Annotated in this window: 16 protein-coding genes; 8 read left to right on the top strand and 8 right to left on the bottom strand. The window is 65.3% G+C overall.

Annotation, left to right across the window (positions count from 1 at the left end; all coding sequences use genetic code 11):
• Position 1 precedes the first annotated feature (1 nt).
• Positions 2-1504 carry an Asp-tRNA(Asn)/Glu-tRNA(Gln) amidotransferase subunit GatB gene (gene gatB, locus ACIA48_RS07855; RefSeq protein ID WP_396729422.1) on the top strand — a complete coding sequence of 501 codons (1503 nt, stop codon included), beginning with the start codon at positions 2-4 and terminating at the stop codon, positions 1502-1504.
• Here the strand turns inward: gatB and ACIA48_RS07850 are convergent.
• The gene (locus ACIA48_RS07850) at positions 1501-2100 is read right to left on the bottom strand and encodes a TetR/AcrR family transcriptional regulator (protein WP_396729420.1); all 600 of its coding nucleotides are present in this window, start codon (positions 2098-2100) and stop codon (positions 1501-1503) included. The two genes, gatB and ACIA48_RS07850, sit on opposite strands and share 4 nt — an antisense overlap.
• A gap of 99 nt (positions 2101-2199) precedes the next feature.
• Here ACIA48_RS07850 and ACIA48_RS07845 point away from each other — a divergent pair, with 99 nt between their 5' ends.
• Together ACIA48_RS07845 and ACIA48_RS07840 are read left to right on the top strand one after the other, a co-directional pair.
• Entirely contained in the window at positions 2200-2934 is a 735-nt protein-coding gene (locus tag ACIA48_RS07845; RefSeq protein ID WP_396729419.1) for a 3-oxoacyl-ACP reductase family protein, read from the top strand.
• 2 nt (positions 2935-2936) lie between these two features.
• Positions 2937-3254 (top strand): DMT family transporter, encoded by a 318-nt coding sequence (locus ACIA48_RS07840; protein WP_396729417.1) that lies wholly within the window; start codon positions 2937-2939, stop codon positions 3252-3254.
• Positions 3255-3293: 39 nt separating this feature from the next.
• Here ACIA48_RS07840 and ACIA48_RS07835 read toward each other — a convergent pair whose 3' ends face one another.
• The gene (locus ACIA48_RS07835; RefSeq protein WP_396729415.1) at positions 3294-4415 is read right to left on the bottom strand and encodes a PQQ-dependent sugar dehydrogenase; all 1122 of its coding nucleotides are present in this window, start codon (positions 4413-4415) and stop codon (positions 3294-3296) included.
• Positions 4416-4553: 138 nt separating this feature from the next.
• On the opposite strand from ACIA48_RS07835, the gene ACIA48_RS07830 reads away from it, so the two are divergent.
• Positions 4554-5384 (top strand): DoxX family protein, encoded by an 831-nt coding sequence (locus ACIA48_RS07830; protein WP_396729413.1) that lies wholly within the window; start codon positions 4554-4556, stop codon positions 5382-5384.
• A gap of 4 nt (positions 5385-5388) precedes the next feature.
• Here ACIA48_RS07830 and ACIA48_RS07825 read toward each other — a convergent pair whose 3' ends face one another.
• Positions 5389-5730, bottom strand: coding sequence for a PH domain-containing protein (locus ACIA48_RS07825; protein WP_396730697.1), 342 nt, complete (start codon positions 5728-5730; stop codon positions 5389-5391).
• A gap of 332 nt (positions 5731-6062) precedes the next feature.
• Here ACIA48_RS07825 and ACIA48_RS07820 point away from each other — a divergent pair, with 332 nt between their 5' ends.
• From ACIA48_RS07820 to ilvC, 3 genes are read left to right on the top strand one after another with little or no spacing between them, the layout of a single operon-like run.
• Positions 6063-7916, top strand: coding sequence for an acetolactate synthase large subunit (locus ACIA48_RS07820; protein ID WP_396729411.1), 1854 nt, complete (start codon positions 6063-6065; stop codon positions 7914-7916).
• Positions 7913-8422: an acetolactate synthase small subunit gene (ilvN, locus tag ACIA48_RS07815; protein ID WP_396729409.1), complete on the top strand. Its 510-nt coding sequence runs from the start codon at positions 7913-7915 to the stop codon at positions 8420-8422. Before ACIA48_RS07820 ends, ilvN begins: the two co-directional genes overlap by 4 nt.
• Positions 8423-8475: 53 nt before the next feature.
• Positions 8476-9477, top strand: a complete 1002-nt coding sequence (ilvC, locus tag ACIA48_RS07810) for a ketol-acid reductoisomerase (RefSeq protein WP_396730695.1) — start codon at positions 8476-8478, stop codon at positions 9475-9477.
• Between the two features lie 106 nt (positions 9478-9583).
• Here the strand turns inward: ilvC and ACIA48_RS07805 are convergent, their stop codons facing one another.
• Both ACIA48_RS07805 and ACIA48_RS07800 read right to left on the bottom strand, forming a co-directional pair.
• Entirely contained in the window at positions 9584-10054 is a 471-nt protein-coding gene (locus ACIA48_RS07805; protein WP_396729407.1) for a phosphoribosyltransferase, read from the bottom strand.
• 43 nt (positions 10055-10097) lie between these two features.
• The gene (locus ACIA48_RS07800) at positions 10098-10520 is read right to left on the bottom strand and encodes a hypothetical protein (RefSeq protein ID WP_396729405.1); all 423 of its coding nucleotides are present in this window, start codon (positions 10518-10520) and stop codon (positions 10098-10100) included.
• A gap of 109 nt (positions 10521-10629) precedes the next feature.
• Between ACIA48_RS07800 and ACIA48_RS07795 the strand changes: the two genes are divergently transcribed.
• A complete protein-coding gene (locus tag ACIA48_RS07795; RefSeq protein WP_396729403.1) occupies positions 10630-11493 on the top strand; it encodes a MerR family transcriptional regulator in 864 nt (287 codons plus the stop codon).
• A 13-nt stretch (positions 11494-11506) separates the two neighbouring features.
• On the opposite strand, the gene ACIA48_RS07790 is transcribed toward ACIA48_RS07795, so the two are convergent.
• Genes ACIA48_RS07790 through ACIA48_RS07780 form a run of 3 tightly spaced genes read right to left on the bottom strand, consistent with a single transcriptional unit; the run spans position 11507 to position 13519 of the window.
• Positions 11507-11833, bottom strand: coding sequence for a DUF3140 domain-containing protein (locus ACIA48_RS07790; RefSeq protein ID WP_396729402.1), 327 nt, complete (start codon positions 11831-11833; stop codon positions 11507-11509).
• A gap of 5 nt (positions 11834-11838) precedes the next feature.
• Positions 11839-12051 carry a DUF2945 domain-containing protein gene (locus ACIA48_RS07785; protein WP_396729400.1) on the bottom strand — a complete coding sequence of 71 codons (213 nt, stop codon included), beginning with the start codon at positions 12049-12051 and terminating at the stop codon, positions 11839-11841.
• 37 nt (positions 12052-12088) lie between these two features.
• Positions 12089-13519 (bottom strand): phytoene desaturase family protein, encoded by a 1431-nt coding sequence (locus ACIA48_RS07780; RefSeq protein WP_396729398.1) that lies wholly within the window; start codon positions 13517-13519, stop codon positions 12089-12091.
• Positions 13520-13540: the final 21 nt, after the last annotated feature.

Below are 13540 nucleotides of genomic sequence, written 5' to 3'. Positions count from 1 at the left end.
CATGACTGTCGCCGCCTCTGAACTACTCGACTACGACGAGGTCATCGCCCGTTACGAACCGGTGATGGGCATGGAAGTCCACGTCGAGCTCTCCACAGCCACCAAGATGTTCTGTGGGTGCACCAACGAGTTCGGCGGCGAGCCCAACACGCAGGTGTGCCCCGTTTGCCTGGGATTGCCCGGGTCGTTGCCGGTGCTCAACCAGTCCGCCGTGGAGTCAGCGATCCGGATCGGACTCGCGTTGAACTGTGACATCGCTCCGTGGGGACGGTTCGCGAGGAAGAACTACTTCTACCCGGACCAGCCGAAGAACTACCAGATCAGCCAGTACGACGAGCCGATCGCCGTCAACGGTTACCTCGACGTGCCCCTCGAGGACGGCACCACCTGGCGCGTGGATATCGAACGCGCGCACATGGAGGAGGACACCGGCAAGCTGACGCACCTCGGCAGCGACACCGGCCGCATCGAAGGTGCAACCACCTCCCTGCTCGACTACAACCGCGCCGGCGTACCGCTGATCGAGATCGTCTCCAAGCCCATCGAGGGCACCGGCGAGCGGGCGCCGGAAATCGCGAGAGCGTACGTGACCGCATTGCGGGATCTGTTGCGCGCCCTAGGAGTTTCGGACGTCCGGATGGACCAGGGCTCTATGCGCTGCGACTCGAACCTATCGCTGAAGCTCAAGGGTGCCACCGAGTTCGGCACACGCACCGAGACCAAAAATGTGAACTCACTCAAGAGCGTCGAGGTCGCCGTTCGGTACGAGATGCGGCGTCAGGCGGCAGTTCTCGACGCGGGCGGCACGATCACGCAGGAGACGCGGCACTTCCACGAGGCCGGCCACACCACCGCTGGCCGCAGCAAGGAGACCGCGCAGGACTACCGGTATTTTCCGGAGCCCGACCTCGAACCCGTCGCGCCGAGCGCCGAACTCGTCGAGCGCCTGCGCGGCACCATTCCCGAGCTACCGTGGTTGACCCGCAGGCGAATTCAGGACGACTGGGGCATCTCCGACGAGGTGATGCGCGATCTCGTGAACAACGGCGCCATCGATCTCGTGGCCGCGACCGTCGAGCATGGCGTGTCCAGTGAGGCTGCACGGGCGTGGTGGGGAAACTTCTTGGTGCAGAAGGCGAATGAAGGCGGAGTGGAACTCGAGGCGCTTCCGATAACCCCGGCGCAGGTCGCCGCGGTGGTGAAGCTGGTTGCCGAGGGCAAGCTGTCGAACAAGCTGGCCCGTCAGGTGGTCGAGGGTGTGCTGGCCGGCGAGGGTGAGCCCGAACAGGTGATGACCGATCGGGGGCTCGCCGTGGTGCGCGACGACTCGCTGATCCAGGCGGCGGTCGACGACGCGCTGGCCGCCAATCCCGATGTCGCGGAGAAGATCCGGGGTGGCAAGGTCCAGGCGGCCGGCGCCATCGTCGGTGCGGTGATGAAGGCGACAAAGGGTCAGGCCGATGCGGCGCGGGTCCGCGAATTGGTGCTTGCTGCCTGCAGCTAGGTCAGTCCGTCCCACGCCGAGATCGCCGATTCGGCGATAGCCGACAACTTGTTTCGATCGGCGCCGTCGCGGGCCTGAATCGCCATGCCGTGGTTGACGGTGTTGTAGAACGCGGCGATCGAGGCGGCATCGGCGCCGGCGGGCACATCACCTTCGCGGATCCCGCGTTCGACGCGAGCGCGGAAGTCGCGCTCGAGATCCATCCGCCAGTCGGCGAGATATTCGTGTACCGATCGGGCGTCGTCGCTGCACGTGTTCGCGGCGAGCACGATCATGCACCCACGGGGGTTTGCGGGGTCGCAGAAGACCTCCGCGTGGTGGCGCAACACCGCTGAGATGGCGTCGCGGGCCGTGGGTCGCTCACGCAACTCGGTGGCGGCCGTCGCTCCGAAGGTGTCGTTGTAATACGCGACGGCTTCGCGGAACAACTGTTCCTTGCTGCCGAACGCCGAATACAGGCTCGGCGAGTTGATCCCCATCGCGGCGGTCAGGTCGCTGATCGACGTGGCCTCGTAGCCGTGCTCCCAGAACACGGCCATCGCCTGTCGTAGGGCGTCAGCACGGTCGAAGGACCGTGGTCTGCCACGTGTCGCCATACCGCGCCTCCATTTATGTATCGAACGACAGGTAAATCATTGACAAGTTTAGCGCGTTCGTTTAATTATATATCGAACGACACAAAATAGGAGGATCTGATGTCTGAGTCGAGAGTCGCGTTGGTGACCGGCGGAAGCAGGGGGATGGGGGCAGCCATCGCGCTGCGCCTGGCCGAACAGGGCTCAGACGTCGCGATCACCTACGTCTCTTCCAAGAAGGGCGCCGACGAGATCGTCGATCAGATCCGCGGCCTCGGCCGCCGCGGGGTCGCCATCAAGGCCGACAGTGCCGCCGCCGAGGAGGTGGTGAACGCGGTCGAGCAGACCGTCGCGGAGTTGGGCGGGCTGGACATCCTCGTCAACAACGCCGGCATTTTTCCGGTTGGGGTCATCGATGACGTGGCACCCGAGGAGGTCGACCGCACCCTCAACATTCACGTCCGAGCCGTATATCTGGCCAGCCAGGCCGCAGTGCGGCACATGTCTAGTGGTGGCCGAATCATCAGCATCGGAAGCAATCTCGCTGAGCGCGTGCCGTATCCGGGCATCGCGTTGTACGCGATGAGCAAGTCCGCGCTCATCGGCTTCACCAAGGGCCTCGCGCGTGACGTCGGTGACCGGGGGATCACGGTCAACCTCGTCCAGCCCGGCTCGACCAACACCGACATGAACCCCGTCGACGGCCACACCGCCGACTATCAGCGGGAGGCTGCGGCGCTGGGCCGGTTCGCCGACGCCGGCGAGATCGCCGATGTGGTGGCGTTTTTGGCCGGTCCCGGCGCGTCCTACGTCACCGGCGCGGTGCTCACCGCCGACGGCGGCACGAACGCCTGACGATGGCCTGGATGCTGCTCGTCTTCGCGGGTCTGCTCGAGATTGTGTGGGCGATCGCGCTCAAACAATCCGACGGGTTCACCCGGCTGTGGCCGAGTGTCATCGGGATCGGCGGTGCGGTGCTCAGCTTCGTCCTGCTCGCGGTGGCACTTCGGCAGCTGCCGGCCGGAACCGGCTATGCCGTGTGGGTCGGTATCGGCGCCGTCGGCGTCGCGGTGGCAGGCATGGTCTTGTTCAGCGAGGCCGTCAGTATTGCGCGATTGTTGTTCCTGTCGATCATCGTCGTCGGGATCGTGGGACTACGCCTCGTCGAATCCTGAAAAGCGTCGAATCATGAAAACCGAAGTGCTGCAGCGATATCAGGTGTTGTCGGCGTTCTGGCGCGGGAAGCCACCGCCCTGCGGGAACAGTGGGAAGACGACGTCGTCCAGTTTCTCGGCGTCACCGGCAGTCTTGTTGATGGTCGCGCCCCAGACATTGCCGTCGGGCGAGACCGCCATGGCCCAGGCGTGCCCGTGCTGGTCTTGACGGACCACCTCGGGATCGCCGGTGACCGCGCCCGTGTCCGGTGCCATGCGCACGGCGACGGACTGTTTGGTGTTGACGAGGTTCACCAGCACGGTGCCGTCGAGCGCGGCGCAGCCGGCGACTCCGGGCTTGTCGGGCCACGTCCACACTGTCGACACCTTGGAATCCTTGGCGATCTTCTGGAGGCGGTCCCCGGTAGGGGTGCGATCGGTGACGTACAGCGACTGGTCCGACGGGTCGATGCACAATCCGCCGCCTGCGCCCAAGCCGGACAGCGCCGTGGTCGTCGGCGCCTGGTCGACCGTCGTAGGCTGCTCGATCCGCAGGAGCTTGCCGGCCAGCGAGCCAGGGTCGCCCGCCTGGGCGGGATTACCGGCGTCGCCCGTCTGTACGAGCAGCGTTGTCGGACTCGTGAAGATCAGCGACCCGGTGTTGCCGGAAGGACCCTTGGGGATACCGGTCAGGATCGGCTTGGGAATGTCGCCGTCGGCGATGCGGATGACCCGGTTGTCGGTCGGCGTGCTGACGTAGGCGTACATCAGCCGGTCCTGGCTGTAGGTCGGCGACAACACGATGTCCATCAGCCCGCCGTCCCCGGCCCCGTCGACCGGTAGGACGAGCTTGACCTTGGGTTCGGCGCGCACCGACACCTCTTTGACCGCGCCGGTCGTGCGTTCGCCCACCAGCGCCGACTGGCTGTCGGGCAGCATGATCAGACCGCTGGTGCTCTCCAAGCAGCCCTGCATGACGCCGGGTGCGGGGCATTCCTTCGGAAACGGCTTCGGCGGCAGCGGCGGCGGGGGTGGCGGCTTCGATGACGGCCCGGGCTTCAGCTCCGGTTCGGTCGTGAACGGCTGCGATTGCAGGTCGTCGAATCGTGCGCAGCCGGACACCACGAGCAACGCCGCGGACACCACGGCGAACACAGCCCGCGTCGGCCGGCTCAGTCTCATGCGAGCCAGGTTACGGATTGTTCGGCAGTGCGCGCCACGCAGATGCGTCCGGCGCGTCTGCGGAAGGCCCGCGAATAGGGTGCCGAAAGCGCCGTGCCAATCCTCGGTTCACAGGTGACGTGCCCTTACCCTGGGGTCGTGAACCCCCACGACCCCAGTGCGTGGCAGCGGCCTGAAGACTCGGCCGGGCGCCCCGCGTCGGCAAGCCTGGTCGACCCCGAGGACGATCTTCCGTCCGCGAATTACGCCGGCGACTTCGAGACCACGGCGATCCCGCCGTACGACGCCGGCGGGTCGTCCTCCGAAACGCCCAGCTTCGGGCTGCTCAACGAGCCCGAACCGCTCCCGTACGTCCAGCCTGGCGGTCGGCACGCGGTCCCGTCGTACGGAGCCGAACCCGCCGAATACGGACCGGATATCGACGCCGGTGCCCGCGGCGACGACCGTCGCGGCACCCAGGATCTCGGTCTGCTCCTTCTGCGCCTCGGCGTCGGCGCGATCCTGATCGTCCACGGACTGCAGAAGGCTTTCGGATTGTGGGACGGCCCCGGCCTGGACGGCTGGGGCGACTCGCTGAGCACGATGGGCTTCAAGTACGCCGACATCTTGACCTACGTCACGACCTTCGGTCAGATCGCCGCAGGTCTGCTCCTGGCGCTCGGCCTGTTCACCCCGGTGGCAGCGGCCGGCGCGCTGGCATACCTGGTCACCGGCCTATGCGCCGAAGCAATGGCGGCCCATGAAGAGGCCAGGCTGGCGCTGTTCCTCACCGACGGCCACGAGTACAAGGTGTTCCTCGCGGGTGCGGTCGCGGTGCTCGTCCTGACCGGTCCCGGCCGATACGGACTCGACGCCGGGCGCGGCTGGGCGCGGCGGCCGTTCGTCGGCTCGTTCATCGCGTTGCTGCTTGCGATCGCTGTGGGTGTGGCGGCTTGGGTGCTGCTCAACGGCGGCAACCCGCTCGGATAACGGGCTACGCGTACGGATTGGGCACCCGGCCCGCGCTCACCTCGGTGAGCTGCGGCAATGTCGCAAACGTCACTGCGGGGAGCTGAAGTTCGCTGCCGTCGCGCAGGTGCGCGGTCGCCCAGGACGACCGGCCGAACCGCAGGCCGTCGATGTCGTCCCAGCCGACGGTCTGGCTGCCCAGCAGTGAACGCGCCGTCACTGTCGCGCTGTCGGCGGTCGTGCGGTACCTGACCACTGCCACAGACAGCATGATCGGAATGACGAGCAGGAGTGCGACCCAGGGCGGGCCGGCGAGAATCACCGCCAGCATGCCCAGCGTGAGGAATCCGACCGCGAAATGGGCCATCGGAGAGATCCGGATGACGACGGGCTTCTGATCGGTGTCGGCACTCACGACGTCATTTTCGCACTGTGCGCGCCGGTGCCGAAAATTCGGTCACCCGTGCGAGCCCGGAATTTGACCCGTGACCTGTGCGGAGGCTACCGTCGAGTGTTATGCAGGCCCCGGGAATGCTCGTAGTAATTGGGAAGCGCGTTGATGCCGCGCTAGCCCTCGCCCGGGCATAGCCAACAGCATCGACGCGCGACCCTCGTACAGCAGCCCAGCTGACGGGGGTTTTTTCTTGCCCCACCACCGATTTGAGATCCTAGAAACAACCAGGAATAGAGAGAGACATCGTGAGCGCACCCACCACGCGACCGCCCGAGCAGTCGGAGACCGCGCCGAACGGGACACCCGCCGCGCCCAAGCCCGGCTCGGCTCAAACCAAACGCATTGCGCCGCACCAGCTCACCGGAGCGCAGGCGGTAATCCGGTCGCTGGAAGAACTCGACGTCGACACCATCTTCGGCATCCCCGGCGGTGCCGTGCTGCCGGTGTACGACCCGCTTTTCGACTCGCAGAAGCTGCGTCACGTCCTGGTGCGCCATGAGCAGGGCGCGGGTCATGCCGCCAGCGGCTATGCGCACGCCACCGGCAAGGTAGGTGTGTGCATGGCGACGTCGGGTCCCGGTGCCACCAACCTGGTCACTCCGCTGGCCGACGCGTACATGGACTCGATCCCGGTCGTCGCTGTCACCGGCCAGGTCGGCCGCGCGCTGATCGGTACGGACGCCTTCCAGGAAGCCGATATCTCGGGCATCACGATGCCGATCACCAAGCACAACTTCCTGGTCCGCAACGGCGACGACATCGCACGGGTGATGGCCGAGGCGTTCCACATCGCACGGTCGGGCCGCCCGGGCCCGGTGCTCGTTGACATCCCGAAGGATGTGCTGCAGGGGCAGTGCACGTTCAGCTGGCCGCCGCAGATCGATCTGCCCGGCTACAAGCCGAACACCAAGCCGCACAACCGCCAGGTTCGTGAGGCTGCCAAGCTGATCGTGGCGGCGCGCAAGCCGGTGCTGTACGTGGGCGGCGGCGTGATCCGCGGCGAGGCGACCGACGAGCTGCTGAATCTGGCCGAGCTGACGGGCATCCCGGTCGTCACCACGTTGATGGCCCGCGGTGCGTTTCCCGACAGCCATCCGCAGAACATGGGCATGCCCGGAATGCACGGCACGGTGGCCGCGGTGGCCGCCTTGCAGCGCAGCGATCTGCTGATCGCGCTCGGCACGCGCTTCGATGACCGCGTCACCGGCAAGCTGGATTCCTTTGCGCCAGAAGCCAAGGTGATCCACGCCGACATCGACCCCGCCGAGATCGGTAAGAACCGTCACGCCGACGTGCCGATCGTCGGCGACGTCAAAGCCGTGATCACCGACCTGACCGAGGTGTTGCGGCGCGACGGCAGCATCGGTTCGATCAAGACCGATAACTGGTGGGAGTATCTGCGCGGGGTGCAATCGACCTACCCGTTGAGCTACGGCGCGCAAAGTGACGGAAGCCTCTCGCCGGAGTATGTCATCGAGACTCTGGGCAAGCTGGCCGGCCCGGACGCCGTGTATGTCGCAGGCGTTGGGCAGCACCAGATGTGGGCTGCGCAGTTCATCAAGTACGAGAAGCCGAAAACCTGGCTGAACTCAGGTGGTCTCGGCACGATGGGCTTCGCGGTTCCGGCTGCGATGGGGGCCAAGTTCGGCCGCCCCGAAGCCGAGGTGTGGGCCGTCGACGGCGACGGTTGCTTCCAGATGACCAACCAGGAACTCGCGACCTGCGCGGTCGAGGGCGCGCCCATCAAGGTGGCGATCATCAACAACGGAAACCTTGGCATGGTGCGGCAGTGGCAGACGCTGTTCTACGAAGAGCGTTACAGCCAAACCGATCTCGCCACGCATTCTCATCGCATCCCGGACTTCGTCAAGCTGGCCGAGGCCCTTGGTTGTGTCGGATTGCGTTGCGAGCGTGCCGAAGACGTCGAGTCCGTCATCCAGCAGGCGCGTGAGATCAACGACCGCCCCGTCGTCATCGACTTCATCGTCGGCGCCGACGCCCAGGTGTGGCCCATGGTGGCCGCAGGCACGAGTAACGACGAGATCCAGGCCGCGCGCGGTATCCGCCCGCTGTTCGACAATGAAGAGGGGCACGCGTGAGCACCGTCAACACCCATACTCTGTCGGTGCTCGTCGAGGACAAGCCCGGCGTGCTGGCGCGCGTCGCATCGCTGTTCTCGCGGCGTGGCTTCAACATCCAGTCGCTCGCCGTCGGTGCGACCGAGCAGAAGGACATGTCCCGGATGACGATCGTGGTGAGTGTCGAAGACTCACCGCTCGAGCAGATCACCAAACAGCTCAACAAGCTGGTCAACGTGATCAAGATCGTCGAACAGGACGAAGACAATGCGGTCGCGCGAGAGTTGGCACTCATCAAGGTGCGCACCGACGCGACGACCCGTAGCCAGGTTATCGAGGCTGTGAATCTTTTCCGCGCCAAGGTCGTTGATGTCTCTACGGAGTCGCTGACCGTCGAGGCAACCGGCACCCCGGAGAAGCTCGAGGCGCTGCTGCGGGTGTTGGAGCCCTATGGGATCCGCGAACTCGTGCAGTCCGGTGTGGTGTCCCTGTCGCGCGGACCGCGTGGCATCGGCACCGTCAAGTAATCCCCAATCAGTAGAAGAGTCAAAGAGAAGGAAAGTCACGAATGCCAGTTGAGATGTTCTACGACGACGACGCGGACCTGTCGATCATCCAGGGCCGCAAGGTCGGCGTCATCGGCTACGGCAGCCAGGGCCACGCCCATTCGCTGTCCCTGCGCGACTCCGGCGTGCAGGTGAAGGTCGGCCTCAAGGAAGGATCGAAGTCCCGCGCGAAGGTCACCGAGCAGGGGCTGGACGTCGACACGCCCGCCGAGGTGGCCAAGTGGGCCGACGTGATCATGCTGCTGGCGCCCGACACCGCCCAGGCTGACATCTTCAAGAACGACATCGAGCCCAACCTGGAGGACGGCAACGCGCTCTTCTTCGGCCACGGTCTCAACATCCATTTCGACCTGATCAAGCCGCCTGCCAACGTCACCATCGGCATGGTCGCCCCTAAGGGGCCGGGCCACCTGGTCCGCCGTCAGTTCGTCGACGGCAAGGGTGTGCCATGTCTGATCGCGGTCGACCAGGACCCCAAGGGTGAGGGTGAGGCGCTTGCACTGTCCTACGCCAAGGGCATCGGCGGCACCCGCGCCGGCGTCATCAAGACGACGTTCAAAGACGAGACCGAGACCGACCTGTTCGGTGAGCAGGCCGTGTTGTGTGGTGGCACAGAGGAACTCGTGAAGACGGGCTTCGACGTGATGGTCGAGGCGGGCTACGAACCCGAGCTCGCTTACTTCGAGGTGCTGCACGAGCTCAAACTCATCGTCGACCTGATGTACGAGGGCGGCATCGCACGGATGAACTACTCGGTGTCCGACACCGCAGAGTTCGGCGGCTACCTGTCCGGGCCGCGGGTGATCGACGCCGACACCAAGAAGCGCATGAAGCAGATCCTCACCGAGATCCAGGACGGCACCTTCGTGAAGCGTCTGGTCGCCAACGTCGAGGGCGGTAACAAGGAACTCGAGGGACTGCGCAAGGACAACGCCGAGCATCCCATCGAGGTGACCGGTAAGAAGCTGCGCGACCTGATGAGCTGGGTCGACCGGCCCATCACCGAAACCGCCTGACCGTGTGATTTGTGGAGTGTGAGCCGCGGTGAGCGCGGCTGCGACTCCACAAATTGCTAGGAGACTGACGACGCGCTTGGCCAAATGGTCGAGCGCGTCGTTTGGTTTAGGACCGCGTCGGCTGCAGGCCCGTCCACGGGAACTCGATCCACAGATCGGTCCGGCGCCAGACGTATTCGCAATCGATTTCCGATTGCGGCTTCTGATAGACGGCGGCGCACCGGACCTCGGCGACGTGCTCCGCGCAGAAGTCGCGCACGAAACGCAGGGTCGCTCCGGTGTCAGCGACGTCGTCGGCGATCAACATGCGTGCGCCACCCAGATCGGCGACATCGGGAAGTGGAGGCAGGAGTACCGGTGCGTCGAGACGTTCGTCCACGCCGGTGTAGTACTCGACATTCATCATGTGCACGTTCTTGACGTCGAGCGCGTAGCCGAGCGCACCTGCGACGAACAACCCGCCGCGCGCCACCGCGAGGATCAGGTCGGGTGCGAAACCGTCGGTGACGACGGAGGAGGCGAGTTGCCGTGTGGCGGCACCGAACTGGTCCCACGACAATTCTTCCCGATCGGTCATTGGCAAACCGTAATCGGTTGCGGCCGTTTTCGTGGTGACGCCGCTACGGATGTCGTTCGTGGCCCGCCTTGCCGTGGGTACGGCGACGCTCCTTCATCTCCGCCTCGAACACGTGACGCGCACCCTGCTGCAGCTCCTCGCGCACGCGTCGTTCATGGTCGCGGAACACCGACCAGTAGGTGTCGTCGAACTCCTCGACGATCTGGAACGTCCAGCGTCCGTGCAGGACATTGCGGCCGACGAGATCCTCTTCGAGTCGGTCGGCCACCGCGTCGTGCCCAGCCTCGCGCAGCTTGTCGCACGCTTTGCCGAGCAGGAGATCACCATGGCCCATCAGCTGATGAAAGGAATAGAGGTGACCGCGTGCTCGCTCGACGAATTCCAGCGCTTCGGACACCTCACCGACGGCCTCGACAGTCGCATCGTCAAGTCCAACTGGTCGCCGGGCGTCGTCGGGCGCGGTCACGCTGGACGGGATACCCCAAATATCAGGCGAAACACCGATCCGAAAAAGATTTGCATCGATTATGCATTGAATCTCGATCTGCCCAGTTTGAAGTCTTATTCTGTCGGGGTTGAGAACTTCCAGAAAGCGTGAGCTCGCCAACGCGGACGAACCCCTCTACACGGTCCGCGTCGTTGCCGAGCGCCTGGGCGTGCCCACCGCGACGTTGCGCAGCTGGAATCAGCGCTACGGCGTGGGTCCGTCCGAACACAGCCCGGGTCGTCATCGCCTCTACAGCGAGACCGATATCGCGGTGGCGCGACGGATGTACGAACTCATCGTCGAGGGTGCGAGCCCCCGCAGCGCCGCGCGAACCGCGATCGACTCGATAAAACCCGCGCGTGGTGATTCCACGACACTGCTCGACGCCGCCTTCGATTTCGATCTGTTCACCGCGGGTCTTCTACTCGACCGCCATCTGCACCACTTCGGCGTGCTCGACACCTGGGATCAACTTATATGCCCGGCATTTGACGACATCGCTCAACGGCAGGCCCAGGGCGAGGGCTGTATCGATGTCGAGCATGCGGTGTCGTGGGCGGTAGCCCGGTCGCTGCAGCGCTTTCCCATCGTCGCGCCTGAAGATTCCGCGTCGATCATTCTCGCGTGCACGTCCGGCGAAACACACTTTCTGGCACTGGAAGCGCTACGCGCGGCGCTTGCCGAGCACGGACGCGGGGCGTTGATGCTCGGCGCGGATGTCCCGCGGGCTGCGCTACTCGACGCGGTCCAACGCAAAGGACGACCGGTGGCGGCACTCTTGTGGTCACAGACCCAGAACACCGCCGACGTCAGCACGGCCAATGACCTTGCAGCGCATGCGTCGGTCAGTGTCGGCGGGCCGGGTTGGGATGGAGTGATCGAGGAGCTGCACGCGCCGCGATTGGACAGCCTGCGTGCGGCTGTCGATTTCTTCGCGACCGCTGGCCAGTAGCGTGGGGAGGGCACTAACTACACGGATCGTGTCCCCAGTTCATCAGTGAATATCGCCACGCAGACTCACTGATGTCACCCGACGGACGCTGAGCCAAGTGCCGGTGCGTGTAACCGACTACTTTGCGCATATGGCTGTAGTCGTCGTCGCTCAGATCCGACTTGTCGGATCGGAGTAACTTCACGATCCGCCTCCCACTGGCATGGCCTGTGGACTCCCCGCCGGATTTTTGTCCTACGGCTTTGGATTCGTCTGTGTCGAGCCACTTTTCGAGTTTCGCGGCGGTCATGTTCACGGTATTGCGAAACTCGCTCCAGGTGGCGGCGTTGTCGTCAGCCATGATGCCTACTTCGCCCGTTTCAATGCGTCGGGTTTGTGTACGGCGTCGCGCCCACTCTTGTCGCTGCGCACCCGGTACTGCGGTTCATCCGGTGATGCGCGCACCGTTCGTCCCGCCGTCTCGGTATCGCTGGTGATCTTCTCCTCGACAGTCCCGGTGACGGTACTTCCGTGGCTGCTCCACTGGACCTTGTCGCCCTTGTGAAAATCCGAACTCATATCGCGGGTGTACCCCGGCGATTCCCGACAAAACAGGCTATGGCGAGAGTTGCGGCAAGGACTTGATGCCGAATTCGCGACGCAGCATCGTGCGAGCTGCATACAAGCCGGCCATGCCGTGCACGCCGCCGCCGGGGGGAGTTGCCGACGAGCACAGGTAGACCTTCGGAATCGGTGTCGTCCACGGGTTCACCCGCGGCGTCGGTCCGGCCAGCGCATGCAGCAGGGTGTTGCCGCCCACGCCGATGTCACCGCCGACGAGGTTGGCGTTGTGCTCGGCCAATCGTGACGCCGGTACCGATCGCACTGCGACGACGATGTCGCGGAATCCGGGTGCGAACCGCTCGAAGATCCCGGTGATCGCTTCGGCCTGGTCGACGGGCGAACCATGCGGCACATGCGCATACGTCCACAGCGGTCTGCGTCCCTGCGCATCGATACGGCTCGGGTCGGCGAGGTGGGGCAGCGAAGCGAGCACCATCGGCCAGTCCGGATGCCTGCCGGCCGCGATCTCCTTTTCCGCGAGCGCCATCTGCTCCCGGCTGCCACCCATGTGCAGAGTCGGCGCTTCCGCCGCACGCCGGTCCGCCCATGGAATTTCGTCGGACAGCACGAAATCCACCTTGGCCACCCCCGGGCCAAACCTGTAGCGCTGCAGAGCTTTTGCATATCGCGTGGGGATAGTGTGCCGGTAGATCGACAGCAGCGCCGTGGGGGCGGTGTCGAATAGCACTACGCCGCCCGGCGGTTGGGTGACCTCTTCGCCCGCCCTGATGACGCCGCCGTGCGCGCGCAGGTCGGCGATCAGGGCGTCGGGGATGGCCTGACTGCCGCCGACCGGGATGGGCCAGCCGACGGTGTGCGCGAGGGTGGCCAGCATCAGGCCCGCCCCGGTGGTGACGAAGGACGGCATCCGGTTGATGGCATGCGCGGCAACGCCGGTGAACAACGCCCGCGCGTCTGGACCCGCGAGCCTGCCCCACAGCGGCGTGCCCTGCTCGAGCATGTTGCGCGCTATGAAGGCCGCGGCAATCGGATCGCGCGGGATCGAACGTTTGTCTCCGAGGAGAAAGTCGACGACACCGTCATCGCGGCCGGTGAGTGGGCCGAGTAGCCGCCGCCACGAATCTCCGTCGAGCAGCTCCGCGCAGGTGCGGTCGAGATCGTGATACCCGATCGCCGTCGGCCTACCGGGGAGGGGGTTGGCGTACGAGACGGCGGGCACCTTCAAGTCCACCCCGCGGGAGGGCAGATCGAATGCGGCCAGGAATGGCGATGCGAGGGCGAGCGGGTGCACGGCCGAGCAGATGTCGTGGGCTATGCCGGTGTACTCGGGATCGGCCAGGGTCCGCGCACCGCCGCCCAGCGTCGGCTGTGCCTCGAACACCTGCACCGACAGACCGGCGCGCGCGCAGATTACGGCGGCGGCCAAGCCATTGGGTCCACTGCCGACCACGGTGACGTCCACCGCTCAATTACAGCCCATTAG

The sequence above is a fragment of the Mycobacterium sp. NPDC051804 genome (assembly GCF_044452905.1).
In the GTDB taxonomy this organism is placed as follows: Bacteria; Actinomycetota; Actinomycetes; order Mycobacteriales; family Mycobacteriaceae; genus Mycobacterium.
The sequence above is the reverse complement of the archived record's forward strand: the minus strand, read 5'-3'. Positions and strand labels throughout refer to the sequence as shown.

Coding starts and splice junctions, on each gene's coding strand:
- gatB (WP_396729422.1), top strand. CDS start 2: ATGACTGTCGCCGCCTCTGAACTACTCGACTACGACGAGGTCATCGCC.
- ACIA48_RS07850 (WP_396729420.1), bottom strand. CDS start 2,100: ATGGCGACACGTGGCAGACCACGGTCCTTCGACCGTGCTGACGCCCTA.
- ACIA48_RS07845 (WP_396729419.1), top strand. CDS start 2,200: ATGTCTGAGTCGAGAGTCGCGTTGGTGACCGGCGGAAGCAGGGGGATG.
- ACIA48_RS07840 (WP_396729417.1), top strand. CDS start 2,937: ATGGCCTGGATGCTGCTCGTCTTCGCGGGTCTGCTCGAGATTGTGTGG.
- ACIA48_RS07835 (WP_396729415.1), bottom strand. CDS start 4,415: ATGAGACTGAGCCGGCCGACGCGGGCTGTGTTCGCCGTGGTGTCCGCG.
- ACIA48_RS07825 (WP_396730697.1), bottom strand. CDS start 5,730: ATGGCCCATTTCGCGGTCGGATTCCTCACGCTGGGCATGCTGGCGGTG.
- ilvC (WP_396730695.1), top strand. CDS start 8,476: ATGTTCTACGACGACGACGCGGACCTGTCGATCATCCAGGGCCGCAAG.
- ACIA48_RS07805 (WP_396729407.1), bottom strand. CDS start 10,054: ATGACCGATCGGGAAGAATTGTCGTGGGACCAGTTCGGTGCCGCCACA.
- ACIA48_RS07790 (WP_396729402.1), bottom strand. CDS start 11,833: ATGGCTGACGACAACGCCGCCACCTGGAGCGAGTTTCGCAATACCGTG.
- ACIA48_RS07785 (WP_396729400.1), bottom strand. CDS start 12,051: ATGAGTTCGGATTTTCACAAGGGCGACAAGGTCCAGTGGAGCAGCCAC.